The 14,945-nt window shown below is 40.8% G+C and carries 14 protein-coding genes and 1 pseudogene; 14 read left to right on the top strand and 1 reads right to left on the bottom strand.

Features of this window, described 5'->3' with window-relative positions; genetic code table 11:
• Positions 1 to 9: 9 nt before the first annotated feature.
• From F938_RS04435 to F938_RS24455, 14 genes and pseudogenes are all read left to right on the top strand, one after another.
• The gene (locus F938_RS04435) at positions 10 to 309 is read left to right on the top strand and encodes a recombinase-like helix-turn-helix domain-containing protein (RefSeq protein ID WP_005029764.1); all 300 of its coding nucleotides are present in this window, start codon (positions 10 to 12) and stop codon (positions 307 to 309) included.
• 17 nt (positions 310 to 326) lie between these two features.
• On the top strand, positions 327 to 1,394 hold the full coding sequence (locus F938_RS04430) for an aromatic ring-hydroxylating oxygenase subunit alpha (protein ID WP_005029762.1): 1,068 nt from the start codon (positions 327 to 329) through the stop codon (positions 1,392 to 1,394).
• Positions 1,387 to 2,151: an SDR family oxidoreductase gene (locus F938_RS04425; protein WP_005029760.1), complete on the top strand. Its 765-nt coding sequence runs from the start codon at positions 1,387 to 1,389 to the stop codon at positions 2,149 to 2,151. Before F938_RS04430 ends, F938_RS04425 begins: the two co-directional genes overlap by 8 nt.
• An 11-nt stretch (positions 2,152 to 2,162) precedes the next feature.
• Positions 2,163 to 3,092 carry a VOC family protein gene (locus F938_RS04420; protein ID WP_005029757.1) on the top strand — a complete coding sequence of 310 codons (930 nt, stop codon included), beginning with the start codon at positions 2,163 to 2,165 and terminating at the stop codon, positions 3,090 to 3,092.
• 27 nt (positions 3,093 to 3,119) lie between these two features.
• Positions 3,120 to 4,331: an NAD(P)/FAD-dependent oxidoreductase gene (locus F938_RS04415; protein ID WP_005029755.1), complete on the top strand. Its 1,212-nt coding sequence runs from the start codon at positions 3,120 to 3,122 to the stop codon at positions 4,329 to 4,331.
• Positions 4,332 to 4,371: 40 nt separating this feature from the next.
• Entirely contained in the window at positions 4,372 to 5,595 is a 1,224-nt protein-coding gene (locus tag F938_RS04410) for an MFS transporter (RefSeq protein ID WP_005029753.1), read from the top strand.
• 23 nt (positions 5,596 to 5,618) lie between these two features.
• Positions 5,619 to 6,140, top strand: a complete 522-nt coding sequence (locus tag F938_RS04405; protein ID WP_005029752.1) for a cupin domain-containing protein — start codon at positions 5,619 to 5,621, stop codon at positions 6,138 to 6,140.
• A gap of 32 nt (positions 6,141 to 6,172) precedes the next feature.
• Positions 6,173 to 6,988: an alpha/beta fold hydrolase gene (locus F938_RS04400; protein WP_010591064.1), complete on the top strand. Its 816-nt coding sequence runs from the start codon at positions 6,173 to 6,175 to the stop codon at positions 6,986 to 6,988.
• 22 nt (positions 6,989 to 7,010) lie between these two features.
• Complete coding sequence (locus F938_RS04395) at positions 7,011 to 7,805, top strand: SDR family oxidoreductase (RefSeq protein WP_005029747.1); 795 nt, start codon at positions 7,011 to 7,013, stop codon at positions 7,803 to 7,805.
• Positions 7,806 to 7,814: 9 nt separating this feature from the next.
• Positions 7,815 to 8,606 carry an aspartate dehydrogenase gene (locus tag F938_RS04390; RefSeq protein WP_005029744.1) on the top strand — a complete coding sequence of 264 codons (792 nt, stop codon included), beginning with the start codon at positions 7,815 to 7,817 and terminating at the stop codon, positions 8,604 to 8,606.
• A 12-nt stretch (positions 8,607 to 8,618) separates the two neighbouring features.
• A complete protein-coding gene (locus F938_RS04385; protein ID WP_005029742.1) occupies positions 8,619 to 10,085 on the top strand; it encodes an aldehyde dehydrogenase in 1,467 nt (488 codons plus the stop codon).
• Between the two features lie 38 nt (positions 10,086 to 10,123).
• Positions 10,124 to 11,764 (top strand): thiamine pyrophosphate-binding protein, encoded by a 1,641-nt coding sequence (locus tag F938_RS04380; RefSeq protein ID WP_005029740.1) that lies wholly within the window; start codon positions 10,124 to 10,126, stop codon positions 11,762 to 11,764.
• Positions 11,765 to 11,927: 163 nt separating this feature from the next.
• A complete protein-coding gene (locus tag F938_RS04375) occupies positions 11,928 to 13,121 on the top strand; it encodes a hypothetical protein (RefSeq protein WP_005029737.1) in 1,194 nt (397 codons plus the stop codon).
• A gap of 244 nt (positions 13,122 to 13,365) precedes the next feature.
• A pseudogene (locus tag F938_RS24455) lies at positions 13,366 to 13,482 on the top strand (IS5/IS1182 family transposase); the annotation flags it as partial.
• 429 nt (positions 13,483 to 13,911) lie between these two features.
• Here F938_RS24455 and F938_RS04370 read toward each other — a convergent pair.
• A complete protein-coding gene (locus tag F938_RS04370) occupies positions 13,912 to 14,355 on the bottom strand; it encodes a hypothetical protein (protein ID WP_005029736.1) in 444 nt (147 codons plus the stop codon).
• Positions 14,356 to 14,945: the final 590 nt, after the last annotated feature.

Below are 14,945 nucleotides of genomic sequence, written 5' to 3'. Positions count from 1 at the left end.
TGGAATCTCATGAATACATTTAATGAGAAGCTCGCGAACTGGATTCATGCCACGCCAGCAACTGAAGCAGGAATAAACAATATTCAAATCCCGGGGCAACCTGAATTATTGGTGTGGCAAACCCGTTATAAAGCGCCCACGGTCTATGAACAGGATTTTGTTCAATACTTAATTCAAGCTTTTTCATCAGGGATCACTGAGCTAGATGAGCTTGTTCAATCTTTAAATCAGCAAGGTTTTCGCAGTGAATCTGGTGAAGTATGGACGTCTGAAACATTCTCAGACGAAATGCAACGTTTAGGTTATTGATTCAAGGAAGAAAAGAGATGAATGCAGCAGTATCCGTAACACCAAGTGTGGAAGAGTATTTAGATTTAGGTCTACGTGATCAATGGCATCCTGTTTTAGCCAGTTGGGAAGTTGCAGCTAATCCTGTTGGAATTACACGCTTGGGCGAAAACATTGTGGTGTGGCGTGATGATCAGGGCCAAGTACATGCCTTAGAGGATCGCTGTCCACATCGTGGCGCTCGCCTCTCTTTGGGCTGGAATTTGGGCAATCGTGTGGCTTGTTGGTATCACGGTGTCGAAGTCCGCCATGATGGTGTTGTTGAAGATGTACCCGCAGTGCATGAATGTCCAATGAAAGGCACCAGTTGCGTCAAAAGCTATCCAGTGATTGAACAGCATGGTGCGATTTTTATGTGGTTTGGTATTGATGCCAAAGAATCAGCAAAGCCACTTGAATTTCCAGAACAATTGGCCAATGAGGCATGGAGTTCATTTCTGTGTCAGGCAGATTGGAAAGTCAATCATCAATATGCCATCGATAACGTGATGGACCCTATGCATGGCAGTTATTTACATTGCACTTCGCATTCAATGGCTGAAGGCGACCGCACTGCGGAAATGAAACACCGTTCAACAGAACATGGCTTTGTTTTTGAAAAAGAAGGTCAAGTCGGGGTGAACTTTGATTGGGTTGAATATGCCAATACTGGAGCAAGCTGGTTGCGCTTGTCGATACCTTATCGTAAAGACTTTGGACCCGGCGGAGAGTTTTGGATTGTTGGCTATGCTACACCAATCGATGCCAACAACACTCGTGTATTTTTTTGGCGTTGTCGTAAAGTGAGTGGTTGGCAGCGTAATGTTTGGCGTTTCTTATACCGCAACCATTTAGAAAAATTGCATTGGGATGTGCTTGAGCAAGATCGCATTATTTTAGAAAACCTTGCGCCACACGCACGTCAGCAGGAATTTCTTTATCAGCATGATGTTGGGCTATCTCGTCTGCGTCGTTTAATGAAAAAAGAAGCGGAAAAGCAATTAAAGAAAATTGCCAATTTAAAAAGTGCAAATCGTATTGAGTTGCAGGAAGAAGCGCATGGTTAACATGGCATTGCTGCAAGGTAAAAAAGTCCTTGTCACAGGCGCAGCCAGAGGTTTGGGGCGAGACTTTGCCCAAGCTATTGCTGAAGCAGGTGCCCAAGTGGTTATGGCAGATATTTTGACAGACCTGCTTGCTGAAGAGGCGAAGGCATTAAAAGCCAAAGGGCTTGATGTGGATGCTGTCACGATTGACTTGGCAGATAGCACTTCAATTCAACAGGCTGTTGAACAAGCTGTTGCCCGATTATCTGGACTCGATGGTTTGGTTAATTGTGCTGCACTTGCAACTAATGTTGGTGGGAAGGACATGATGGATTATGACATGGAGCTTTGGGATCGAGTCATGAACATCAACGTTAAAGGCACTTGGTTGGTGACTAAGGCTTGTGTGCCATATCTCAAACAGTCAGCCACTGGCAAAGTGATTCATGTTGCGTCAGACACTGCTTTATGGGGTGCGCCAAATTTGATGGCTTATGTGGCGAGCAAAGGTGCATTAATTGCAATGACTCGTTCTATGGCAAGGGAACTTGGGCAGTTCAATATCTGTGTCAATACCTTGTCTCCAGGTCTAACCTTGGTTGAGGCCACAGCATATGTCCCACAACAACGCCACGATTTATATGTCAATGGTCGAGCAATACAACGACAGCAGTTACCACAAGATTTAAATGGAACAGCACTATATTTACTGTCTGATTTGTCCTCATTCGTGACTGGGCAAAATATTCCAGTCAATGGTGGCTTTGTCTTTAATTGAAGAGGTATCCGATGATTACAGGGATTGAAATTTTAAAATTTGGTGTAGAAGACAGAGTTGCTTCGAATAAATTTTTGGCAGACTTTGGTCTCCAAAAAATCGAGTCGGATATCGATGGAACCGATCTTTATCAAACCCAAAATGCGAGCAAGATTTATTTATTTGACTGTGATGATTTACGTTTGCCACATGCGATTGAAACTGGTTCAACCTTGCGAGAAGTGACTTGGGGGGTTGAGAACTCACAGGATTTAACTGATTTATCGTTGCGTCTAAAAGATGTAGAAGGCTATCAAGAGTCTGCTGATATGCTGCAATGTCTTGATCCAAATGGCATGACCATTCGCTTTCAGCAAAGTTTTACTCATGACTTACCGGCATTAAAAACAGAAGGAATTAACCAATACGGCAGTATCAATCGAGTAAATGCAGCAAGTCCTGTATATCAAAAAGGACAACCTGTTGCGATTGGTCACGTGGTGTTTTTTACCCCTGACTTAGAAAAAACAGAGTCGTTCTATATCGAAAAGATCGGTTTTTTCTTATCAGATGCCTATCGCAATCGTGGAGCCTTTTTACGTTGTCGCGGCCAAGGTTATCACCATGATTTGTTCTTGCTATCAGTACCGAATAAACCTGCTGGGCTTAATCATGTCGCATTTGTCGTACGTGATATTCATGAAGTGATTGGTGGTGGCTTAAACATGAACCGTTCTGAATGGTCAACTTTTATTGGTCCGGGTCGTCATCCAATTTCTTCGGCTTATTTTTGGTACGTCAACTCGCCTTTGGGTGGTGCATTTGAATATTACACCAATGATGATTATTTGACGGAAGAATGGCAGCCACGCGTGGAAGAGCATCGCCTAGAACTGTTCACCGAATGGGCCATTGAAGGTGGTTTGGATGATCAGACCCGTAGACAAGTTAAATCTGTGTAAAACATGCCTGAGTTGAGAGCACAAGCTATGGAAAGAGTGGTGATTGTGGGTGCAGGGCAAGCCGCAGGTTGGGCTGTCAGTACACTGCGTCAAAATGGATATTCAGGTGAGATCCATGTGGTTTCAAATGAAGACCGTGTATTTTACGAACGTCCACCCCTGTCAAAACAGGTGTTATCAAGACAAGCCAGCTATGAAAGCCTGCATCTATTTTCTCCTGAACAGGTTCAGGACTTTAATATTCAATGGCATAAACCTGCGATTGCGACACATGTGGATCGCCAGCAGAAAAATGTGGTTTTAGATAGTGGTGAAATTTTACCCTATGACAAATTATTGATTGCTACAGGAAGTCGAGCTCACGTTCCTGTCAATTCATGGCAATTTATTCCCAATGTGGTGACTTTACGCAATGTCCAAGATTGTGAACGATTGTCAGCCATTTTAGATCAGACACAAAAATTAGCCGTGATTGGCGGAGGCTGGATTGGCTTAGAGATCGCAGCAACTGCTCGTCAACAAGGTAAAGAAGTACATATCTTTGAATATGGTGATCGCCTTTGCGCACGTAGTGTGAGTCCAGAAGTATCACAATTTCTGAAAAACCTACACCAACAGCAAGGTACTCAGATTCACTTAGACAGTAAAAATCTACATTTGGTTGATGCCGGGCAAAATAAAGTTGAAGTGTTAAATCATCCGCATCGTAGCGTACTGTTTGACTGTGTTGTCGTGGGTGCTGGTGCAGAGATTGCAAAAGAGCTGGGTGTAAGTGCGGGCTTAGAAGTTAAAGATGGCATCGTGGTCAATGGTTTTGGACAAACGTCTGACCAAGATATTTACGCCGCAGGTGATGTCGCGATACATCCAAGCTTGGGCTATTGCATACAGTCTTGGGCAAATGCCCAAAATCAAGCTATTGCCGCTGCAAAGTCAATGCTCGGTATGGATACCGAATATCTAGATATTCCTTGGTTATGGTCAGACCAGTATCACTACAATATCCAGATTTTAGGGACTTACCAAACAGAAAAAACCAAGCAGATTGTCTGTCGTCAAAACTCAGCAGAGCAGTGCAGTTATTTGTATCTGGATGAGCACAATCGATTATTGAACATGATCGCAGTCAACGATGCAAAATTGGTCAAACTGGCAAAGCGCTGGATGCAGTCCAGTACAGTATTAGACCCACAATTATTGGTAGACCCTGAATTTAATGTCATGAAATTAAAACCATAGGCATTAAGTACGGTTCATGACTCAATCGAAGGAATGAAATATGAGTAATGAAGAAAAAAGTGGATTAAAGCATTGGGTTCCTGCTTTTGTCCTCATGGTATGTGTCGTTTTGGCATTCTTCGACAAAATTAGTATCGCTGTACTATTTGCTGACCCTCACTTTCAAGGTGCGATGGGCATTGCTGAAAACAAAGCAAAACTGGGATGGCTCATGACCAGTTTTTTGCTGGCCTATGGTTTTTCATCAGTATTTTTAAGCTTTTTGGGTGATATTTTTAATCCAAAGAAAATGTTGTTTTGGAGTGTAGCATCTTGGGGTTTGCTGATGTTCTGTATGGGCTTTACCACCAACTATACAGGCATGTTGATCTTACGTGTTTTGTTGGGTTTGGCAGAAGGTCCATTGTTTGCACTTGCTTATACGATCGTAAAACAAACTTATACAGATCATCAGCAAGCGCGTGCATCGACGATGTTTCTGTTGGGTACGCCCATTGGAGCATTCTTAGGTTTCCCAATTACTGCGGCTGTGCTTGCACATCATGATTGGCATACAACATTCTTTGTCATGGCAGGATTAACTGTAATTGCATTACTGGCCATTGTATTTGGATTGCGTAATTTACAACTGAAGAAAACCATTGAGTTGGAGTCAACCAGTAAACGTATCAACTTTAAAGGACATATTCAAAACACCAAGTCGTTGTTGCAGAACAGTTCATTTTGGTTGGTGTGTATTTTCAATATTGCATTGATGACTTATTTGTGGGGCTTAAACAGTTGGGTACCGTCTTATTTGATTCAAGACAAGGGCTTTAATCTTAAAGAGTTTGGGGTTTATTCCAGCTTTCCATTTATTGCCATGTTACTGGGCGAAGTGATTGGTGCATTTCTTTCCGACAAGCTAGGGCGTCGTGCTATCCAAGTCTTTAGTGGCTTATTGGTCGCGGGAATCTTTATGTATGTCATGGTCATTATGACCAATCCAATTTTAGTCATCGCAGCGATGTCTTTAAGCGCCATGGCGTGGGGCTTTGGTGTCGCTGCAGTATTTGCATTACTCGCTCGAGTGACTACAGCGGATGTGGGCGCAACAGCAGGTGGGATTTTCAATGGTCTAGGTAATTTTGCCAGTGCAATCGCACCTGTTTTGATTGGCTACATTGTAATGCAAACCCATAGTTTTAATTTAGGAATTACCTTTTTGGCAGCAGTTGCCGTGATTGGATCATTCTTCTTGCTTCCTTTATTGAAACGTTATTAATCAAAGATATTCAGGAGTTAAAAATGACTACTCAACAATTTGAAACATGGACTCAACCGAACGGAACAAGTTTAGAAGATTGGTTAAATGGAAGAATTGCCCGTTTTGAAACACGCAAATATGATTTTGATGCTTTGAAGTTTCAAGCTGACTATGACCCGAAATATCGTCGCGCGCAAATGCGCTATATGGGAACAGGAGCAACAGGTGTTGCCGATGATAACAATACTGTTCCAGCTGAAAACTTTACGTTTTCTACCATGGTGCTCCCACCGCAGTGTGAAGGTCCTTTGCACATTCATCATGATGTGGAAGAAGTGTTTTTTATGCTACGTGGTGAGATTGATCTGTTCATTGAGCATAACGGTGAGAAATTCCAAACCAAGCTGAAAGAGCGTGATCTAATTTCAATTCCACCTGGGATCTACCGTGGCTTGTTTAATCCAGGTCAGGAAGATGCCTTGATGTGTGTGATGTTAGGTGCGGGTAAACCGACGATTCCAAACTATCCGCCTGAGCATCCATTGTCTCAAATCAAACGTTAATCGTTTGATCGGATACCGATAAAAGGAATGAAATGATGACACTGATTGATGTATTAGCCAAATATCCAGTTAAAACCGTAATCGTCAAGGATGATGTGCAAGCTTACCGCGAGGCGGGACAAGGGCAGTACTTGGTTTTACTACATGGCATTAGCTCAGGTTCAGCATCTTGGATCAATCAGCTTGATGTACTCAGTCGTTATTTTCATGTGATTGCTTGGGATGCGCCAGGTTATGGTCAATCAGTGGGTTTACATACGTCTCAACCGAATGCAACAGATTATGCGCAACGTTTGTTCGGCTTGTTGGACGCTTTGAATATTTCCAAGGCATTTTTGATTGGGCACTCCCTTGGCGCTTTACAGGCCAGTGCTTTTGTTCATCTTTATCCTGAGCGGGTGAGTGCCTTGATTCTTGCTAACCCAGCGCAAGGCTATCAACGTTCGAGTGAAGATGTGAAAACTCAAGTTTATCAAAAACGTCCGAATATGTTGAAAACACTGGGTAATGCAGGTATGGCGGCATGCCGTGGACCGTATTTGATTTATAAACAAGATGATCAGGCTTTAGCTTTGGTGAATGAAGTGATGAGCCATCTCAGTTTAGATGGTTTCACTCGAGCCTCTTATTTGCTGGCTTATGATGAAATCAGAAATTATTTAACAGCAATAAATGTTCCTTGTGCAGTGATTGCCGGTGATAAAGATGAAATAACCCCTGCAAAAGCAATTAAAGAACTCAACCTAGAGATGCAATTGGGCAGTTACCATCTCATTACAGATGCAGGTCATCTGAGTTATGTCGATCAACCTGAACAGTTCAACAATATTGTTTTATCAGTCAATTAAGATTTAAACGAGAGATATGGATATGAGCTTCCACATTAAAGGAAAAGTAGCAGTTGTCACAGGTGGCTCGTCAGGGATTGGTTTGGCTGCAGTCGAAATTTTAGTTGCTGAAGGCGCCAAAGTGGCATGGTGTGGTCGAGACCAACAACGTTTGACAGCTTCGCAAAACTCTATTTTAGAAAAATACCCAGATGCTGAAGTTTTTACCAAAATCTGTAATGTTCTAGACAAAAATGATGTTCAACAATTTGCTCAACAGGTCAATCAGCAACTCGGCAATGTTGATATGTTGATCAATAATGCGGGTCAAGGGCGTGTTTCAAATTTTGAGAATACTCAAGATGAAGATTGGATGAAAGAAATTGAATTGAAATATTTCAGTGTATTACATCCAGTTCGCGCTTTTTTAAATGATTTAAAACAGTCGCAATGTGGTTCGATTACCAATGTCAATTCCTTATTGGCGTTACAACCAGAACCTCACATGATTGCAACCTCATCTGCACGTGCAGCTTTATTAAATCTAACACATTCTTTAGCTCATGAATTCAGTCAATACGGCATTCGTGTCAATTCGATTCTGTTGGGCATGGTGGAATCTGCGCAATGGAAACGCCGTTTCGAAAACCGTTCGGATGCAAACGCATCATGGGAACAATGGACCGGCGATATTGCAAAAAAAAGGGGTATTCCCATGCAGCGCTTAGGTAAGCCAGAAGAACCTGCACATGCTTTGGTATTTCTGGCATCACCGTTGGCGTCTTATACCACAGGTGCAGCTTTGGATGTATCAGGTGGTTTTAACAAACATTTATAAGGTGTTTCCATGAAACAGTTGATGATGATTGGTTTTGGCGCAATGGCCGCAGAAGTGTATGCCCATCTACCTCAAGAATTACAGCTCAAGTGGATTGTTGTACCTGTACGGAGCGTTGAAAAAGTTCAGGCACTTGTTTCAAACAATGTACAGGTGATCAGTTCAGTTGATCAGTGTCATGGCACACCAGATTATGTGATCGAAGTGGCAGGACAAGCAGCAGTGAAAGAGCATGCACAAAAAGTACTTGAAAAAGGTTGGACCATTGGTCTGATTTCGGTGGGAACTTTGGCAGATAACGAGTTTTTGACTCTACTCAAACTTACAGCTGAGCAGCATCATGCACATCTGCATTTACTAGCAGGCGCAATTGCAGGAATTGATGGAATTTCAGCAGCCAAAGAAGGCGGGCTGGAAAAGGTCACCTATAAGGGCTGTAAGAGTCCAAACAGTTGGCGTGGTAGCTATGCAGAACAGTTGGTTGACCTTGAACATGTAAATCAAGCAACTGTATTTTTCAAAGGTACAGCCAGAGAGGCAGCGTTGAAGTTTCCAGCCAATGCCAATGTTGCAGCTACGATTGCGCTTGCAGGCTTAGGAATGGATCAAACCATGGTTGAGTTAAGTGTTGATCCGCATATCAACAAGAACAAACACACCATTGTAGCGGAAGGCATGTTTGGTGAAATGACCATTGAGTTGGTGGGTGTGCCGTTGGCAAGTAATCCAAAAACTTCAACATTGGCTGCATTGAGTGTGATTCGTGCATGTCGTAACAGCGTTGAAGCAATTCAGATATAAAAGGATTTGATCATGGTAAAGCAAATTTATATCGCAGGTGAATGGCGATTAGGCAAAGGCAATATTATCGAGAGTGTGTTTCCAGCTGATCAATCTGTGAATGCAGAAATTTCGACTGCAAGTTTGGATGATGTTGATGAAGCAATTAAAAAAGCAGATTTAGCATGGCGACAACCAAGTTGGCGCAACAGTATGCCGCATGAACGTGCACGAATTTTATATAAAGTAGCTGAGATCATTGAAGCACGTGTCGAAGAACTAGCCCAATTACAAACCCGTGACAATGGTAAACCTTTAACTGAAACGCGTGCTTTGGTCACGAGTGCAGCTGCAACAGCACGTTATGTGGCGGCGGCTTGTGAAACGTTAAATGATGAATTAACAACACAACGTGCAGCAGATTTCATGACCATGAGTGTACATGAACCTGTGGGTGTTGTTGCAGCGATCACACCGTGGAATTCGCCGATCGCCAGTGAGGTGCAAAAACTTGCCCCTGCAATAGCGGCTGGAAATGCAGTCATTCTTAAACCCGCAGAGGCAACCTCTTTAATCGCTTTGGAACTTGCCAAAATCTTTGAACAAGCTGGCTTACCCAAAGGCTTATTAAGCGTTTTGGTGGGGCGTGGTTCTGTGATTGGTGATGCAATCGTAAAACATCCATTGGTACGTAAAATTTCATTTACTGGGGGGACAACAACGGGTCGTCATTTGGCACATCTTGCTGCGGAGAAATTAATCACCACTTCTTTAGAACTTGGTGGCAAATCACCGACCATTGTATTGCCAGATGCAGATATTGAATTGGCTGCTAAGGGGGTGGCTTACGGTATTTTTAGTTCGGCAGGACAGGCGTGTATTGCAGGTTCACGGTTATTTGTTCATCGCAGTATCTATGATCAGTTTCTCAATCGCTTGATTGAAATTACCAAAGCTTTACGTGTAGGGCATCCTGAGACTGCAGGTGTGCATCTCGGTTCTTTAATTAATCCTAAGCATTTGGCATCTGTGGATGCATATGTCCAATTGGCCAAGCAAGAAGGTGGTCAAGTCGTAGTAGGTGGTCAAGCGTTGACGGATGGTGAGTTGGAAAAAGGCAGTTATTACTTACCGACCATTATTACGGGTTTGGATAATGCTGCACAAACCTGTCAGGAAGAGATTTTTGGTCCCGTGTTAGTCGTCATCAAGTACGACGATGAGGCTGATTTGATTACCCAAGCCAATGCAAGTTGTTTTGGATTGGCCGCAGGTATTTGGACTGAAAATTATCGTAAAGCGTGGCAAATTGCTCGTGCTTTAGAGGTGGGGACAGTTTGGATCAATACTTATAAAAAATTCTCGATTTCGGCACCGTTTGGCGGATTTAAAGACAGTGGTATAGGTCGTGAAAAAGGTCGTTTAGGCATTTTGTCTTATATGCAACAAAAAAGTATTTATATGGGATTAAGCGAACAGCCAAATCCTTGGTGTGATTGATCTATTCATGGAATGAAAAAATTTTTGAGGAACAAATAATGACAGAACGTGTAAATGTAGGTGAAGCAATCGCTCGGGTTTTAGAAGCGCACCAAGTTGAGAGTATTTATGGTGTTATCTCGATTCACAACTTACCCATCGCTGATGCGGTTGGGCGCCGTGAAAAAATTCGTTTTGTCGCTGCTCGTGGCGAAGCCGGTGCGGTGACAATGGCAGATGGGCATGCGCGCTTTAAAGGTTTAGGGGTTGCTTTAACCAGTACAGGCGCAGGTGCAGGAAATGCTGTAGGATCATTGATCGAAGCAATGAATGCAGGTAGTCCAGTTTTACATTTAACTGGGCAAGTGGAACGTGAATATCTTGATCGTGATGCCAGTTTTATTCATGAAACCAAAGATCAGCTGACTTTTTTACGAGCATCCAGTAAAGCTGCATTTCGCATTACCAGTCCAGATAATGCTGTAGGGGTGATTCGTGAAGCAATTCGTGTTGCAACAACTGTACCCATGGGTCCTGTCAGCGTTGAATTGCCTATAGATGTACAAGCGGCTGAAATCGATTTACCACTTAACTTAGGTCCAGTAAAAGCACTGGAATTACCACAGGCTGAGCAAGTTGAAGTTGATTTGATTGTTCAGGAAATTAAACAAGCCAAACGTCCGATATTTTGGATTGGTGGTGGGACATTGAAAAGTGTGGAAGAAGTTAAAGCCATTGCTGATTTGGGAATACCTATTGTGTCGTCTACCCATGCACGTGGTGTATTGGCAGATGATCATCCTCGTAGTTTGGGAGCATTTCATAATTCAGCAGCAGTTGAACAACTGTTAAAAGACGCTGATTTATTGGTTGTGGTCGGTTCGCGTTTACGCAGTAATGAAACGAAAACTTATTCAGTACAGTTTCCAGACAATATTATCCAAATCGATGCTAATCCAGTCGCACAACAGCGTAATTACACTGTACGTCACTTTGTCTGTGCTGATGCTAAACATGTGTTGCAAGGCGTAGTGGCTGGCTTAGCAGATGTATCAAAAGTAGATGCAGAATACGATAAAGCCATTGTTCAGGCAAAACAGGCAGCAATAGATGCTTTACGTACTCAGTTAGATCAATATGCCCTGATTTGTGATTACTTACGTGCCGCATTACCTCAAGATGGTATTTTTGTCCGAGATATCACCATGTCGGGCAGTACTTGGGGCAGCCGTTTATTTTCAGTACAAGCACCAAATCTCAATATTCACTCTTTAGCAGGAGCCATTGGTCTCGGTCTAGCAACTGCGATAGGTGCTTCAATTGCCAATCCAGACAAGAAAGTGATTGGTCTAGTCGGTGATGGCGGCTTGATGTTGGGTATCGGTGAGATTGCCACCATGGCACAAGAAAATACCAATATGGTGCTGATGATCATGAATGATGGTGGTTATGGCGTGATGCGAGGTATCCAAAATAATTACTTTGGTGGACGCCAATATTTTAATGAATTACATACCCCTGACTATCAAGCTTTAGGAGAAGCAATGGGAGTCAAAAGCTGGAAAGTCGGCAGTGCTGATGAATTTAACACAGTCATTCAGCAAGCCGTTGATTTTCAAGGTCCAAGTGTGATTGAACTGGATATGAAGTCGATTGGACCACTGGACTTTGCAGGACCACCACAAAAGAAATTGTATTAATTTTTAGATGAACATCTGAAAAAGCTATCGCAAGAGATTCAGATGTTCATTGATTTCACAAGGAGGATTATTTTTTTTTGCATAAAAATCAATAAAAACTATGTTTTACAGGTAAAACAAGAAAACCAACAGGATCGTTGGTAAAAAATTGAAGGAATCAGCTATGAAAAATGCATCTATAGTCACGTTATCTGCCGTATTATCTTTAGGTTATATGTCTCACACTTTTGCCCAAAACACAGCGCTTGAGTGGAAAAGCGAAGATCAAAGTGAAACCTTAAAGCTAGATGGTGTGATACGTTTTAATCATCGTTATGAAAGTTGGGATGGTCCCAATGTTGGTTTTGGTAAGCTCTATTTCGACATTTTTAAAATTACACTTACGGGTAAATTTGATGATGCTTATCTCAATGCATCTTATATCTTTCAAGATCAAGAGAAACGATCGATTGAGAAAGCTTATGTTGGGTATAACTTTGATGAAAATAAGAGTTTAGAGGCAGGTTTTGTCTATAAACCTTTTACCATTTATCCTTATACTCAAAATGGTTGGCTCAACCATATCCCTTTCTTTTTAGGTTATGGCAATAACAGTGCGCCAGGGATGAATTGGAATTTTCATAACACAGATTGGGATATTAAATTGGGATATTATCCTGAAATGTTGGCAACTAATTTGCGTTATTCACCAGAGAGTGCCACATATGATGATCTCGCCGATAATGCTTTCCCTACACAAAAAAATTATCAAAATGAAAAGCGTCATCAATTTAATATGCGTATTGTTCGCAAGCTAAAAACAGCATTTGGTCAGCAAGAGTTTGGCGTTTCAGGTGCATTCGCGCAATTGCACAATAAACTGACGGATAAAAATGGTCAGTATTATGCGTTGGGTGTGCATACTGATAACAATTACAAACGCTTTAATTTACAAAGCTCAGTGATTCATTATCAATATGATGCTGAAAATCCTGATGGTGTGAATAATGATATGACTTTGATGGGAGGAAATGGTTTAACTCCCGCTTATTTCATTGCTTCAGAAGGAACCGTTGCAAGTTTAAACTTTGCCTATGTTTTGCCCATTCAAAATTTTGGACAATTAAAAGCAATCCGCTTCTATAACGACTATAGTTATTTTGATAAAAAGCGGAGTGATTGGGCTTCATCACAGATGAATACTACGGGAATGATGTTTATTGCTTCACCATTTTTGGTTTGGACGGATTACTTATGGGGTAAAAATGCCAATGTTGTTGGTGGCGCAGGTAATGCAACTGGCTGGACTTCTGCCTCATCAGATAAAAGCGATCAATGGAGTTATCGGATCAATTTAAATATTGGTTATAGCTTTTAAATAAGGAGTGAATTTAAACATAAAGTGCGAAAGATTTAAAAGTCTGATGATAATCAAATAATTGAGTTTATTATTTTTATTAGACTTGTTGCGAAAGTAGGTTTTTTAGTCATTTAGGTTTTATTTAATACCTTATAAATCAAAGATCATATCTGCTTAAATTTTGACTAGTGCAAGAGGTCTATTATTTAAAATTTAAGGGGCTGTACTAGATTAGCACATTGCTAATCTAGTACAGCCCCCTAATTCAAAATTAAAGACGTTTCGGATATTGTCTGAGTGGTATAGAAATAGGTGTAAACGCTTTGGTTTAAGAGTGAATTTGATAGCCGGATTAATCAATTGGATGATTAAAAAATGATTTTCGCAAAAGGTCTACTGATTAAAAAGCTTTGTTAGCTTTGAAAAATATACTCTAATGTGAGTTCGACGCAAACATACCTTTAACTTATTGAAAAAAATAAGTCTCAGCGGAGTCTTGCTGAGTGTTCATCCAATTTTTAGATCAGCCTGTGGCTAGCCATACTTTGTTTTGGCATGAGGAGCGAAGCTCCGCAAGGCAACCATCTTGCGCAGCGACATCGCTGCTCACCGCAAAACTCGTCAACTAATAGTAATACATTTAATCTGTCGCAGAAACAATATCTTATAAAAGTAGTCCTGCCTCGAACAGTTGCTGATGACGTTTCCGAGTATCATATTTCATCAAGGATTTTTATCGAACTCAGGTTACTCTAAATGAGATCAAGCACAACCGTGCTCTTAAAGCATTTCAAGTTTAAAAATATGATTATGGTTTTGGTGAAAAAATAACTTCTATAGATGAGCGACCACTTTTTTCATATACATAAGGTCCAATAAAGCTTTTGTTTGGATTTTTAGCAAAACTTCGATGCCACGCTCTTAATTTATTTTCAGACAACCATTCTAACTCTAAAGCATTATTGGGATGCCCAAAGTCGATGGTATTCACTGAAAACTGGTTAATCGACTGAATAAAAGCTCTACATCTTTCAGTTTCACCCTTTTTTAGTACTGATACTTGAACTTGTGTTGCACCACCAAACATCGCATCATTTGCACGGCATTGAAGTACCTGAACATGATAATGACCTTGAGGTGAAGGGAGGTCTTTGACAACTTTATTGACACTGCTCGATTGACATGCAGATAAAAATAGCATCAATGTAGTTATGCCAAGAATTTGTTTTATATTGATTTTATCTAATTGCATCGTATAAGCCTTTTGCATATTGATAGATGAATCTTTGTTATAATCCCAGAAAGTTTAAGCAAAATAGCATCAAATAATTTGATTTTTGCACAACAGACTAGTGTCAGTATTGCATAATATTTCAATAAATATGAAATAAAGTTTTTGATCAATAATTCTATTTTTTTAAATTATTTTTCATGTGTTTATTTTTTTAATTATGTCACATATGTTTGGCAATATGAGAAATACCAAAATCAGATTTACAAAAAAATGATATAAATAAAAGCGTACTTGCTGAAAAATAAGCAGAAGTTTTAAGCTAAGTTTGAACCTTGGATAAAATATAGATATTTATTTCAACAGAAAAAGGATCAAGTATTCGCTGTATATAGAAAATTTTTTATGTAAAACACATTCAATTTTTTAAGTTATGTATTTAACAGTTTCACATAATTTTAAAGATTAGATGCTCAATAATCTCAACATGATGAGTTTTGTTCGGATTTATACATTTAGATTATTGGATTTGGGCTGAATGATTCAGAAAACATCGCATCAAAAAAATGGAACAATGCTTTAGATAATTTCATGATAGATCAGCTACTAGT

The organism is Acinetobacter bereziniae LMG 1003 = CIP 70.12, assembly GCF_000368925.1.
In the GTDB taxonomy this organism is placed as follows: domain Bacteria; phylum Pseudomonadota; class Gammaproteobacteria; order Pseudomonadales; family Moraxellaceae; genus Acinetobacter; species Acinetobacter bereziniae.
The sequence above is the reverse complement of the archived record's forward strand: the minus strand, read 5'-3'. Positions and strand labels throughout refer to the sequence as shown.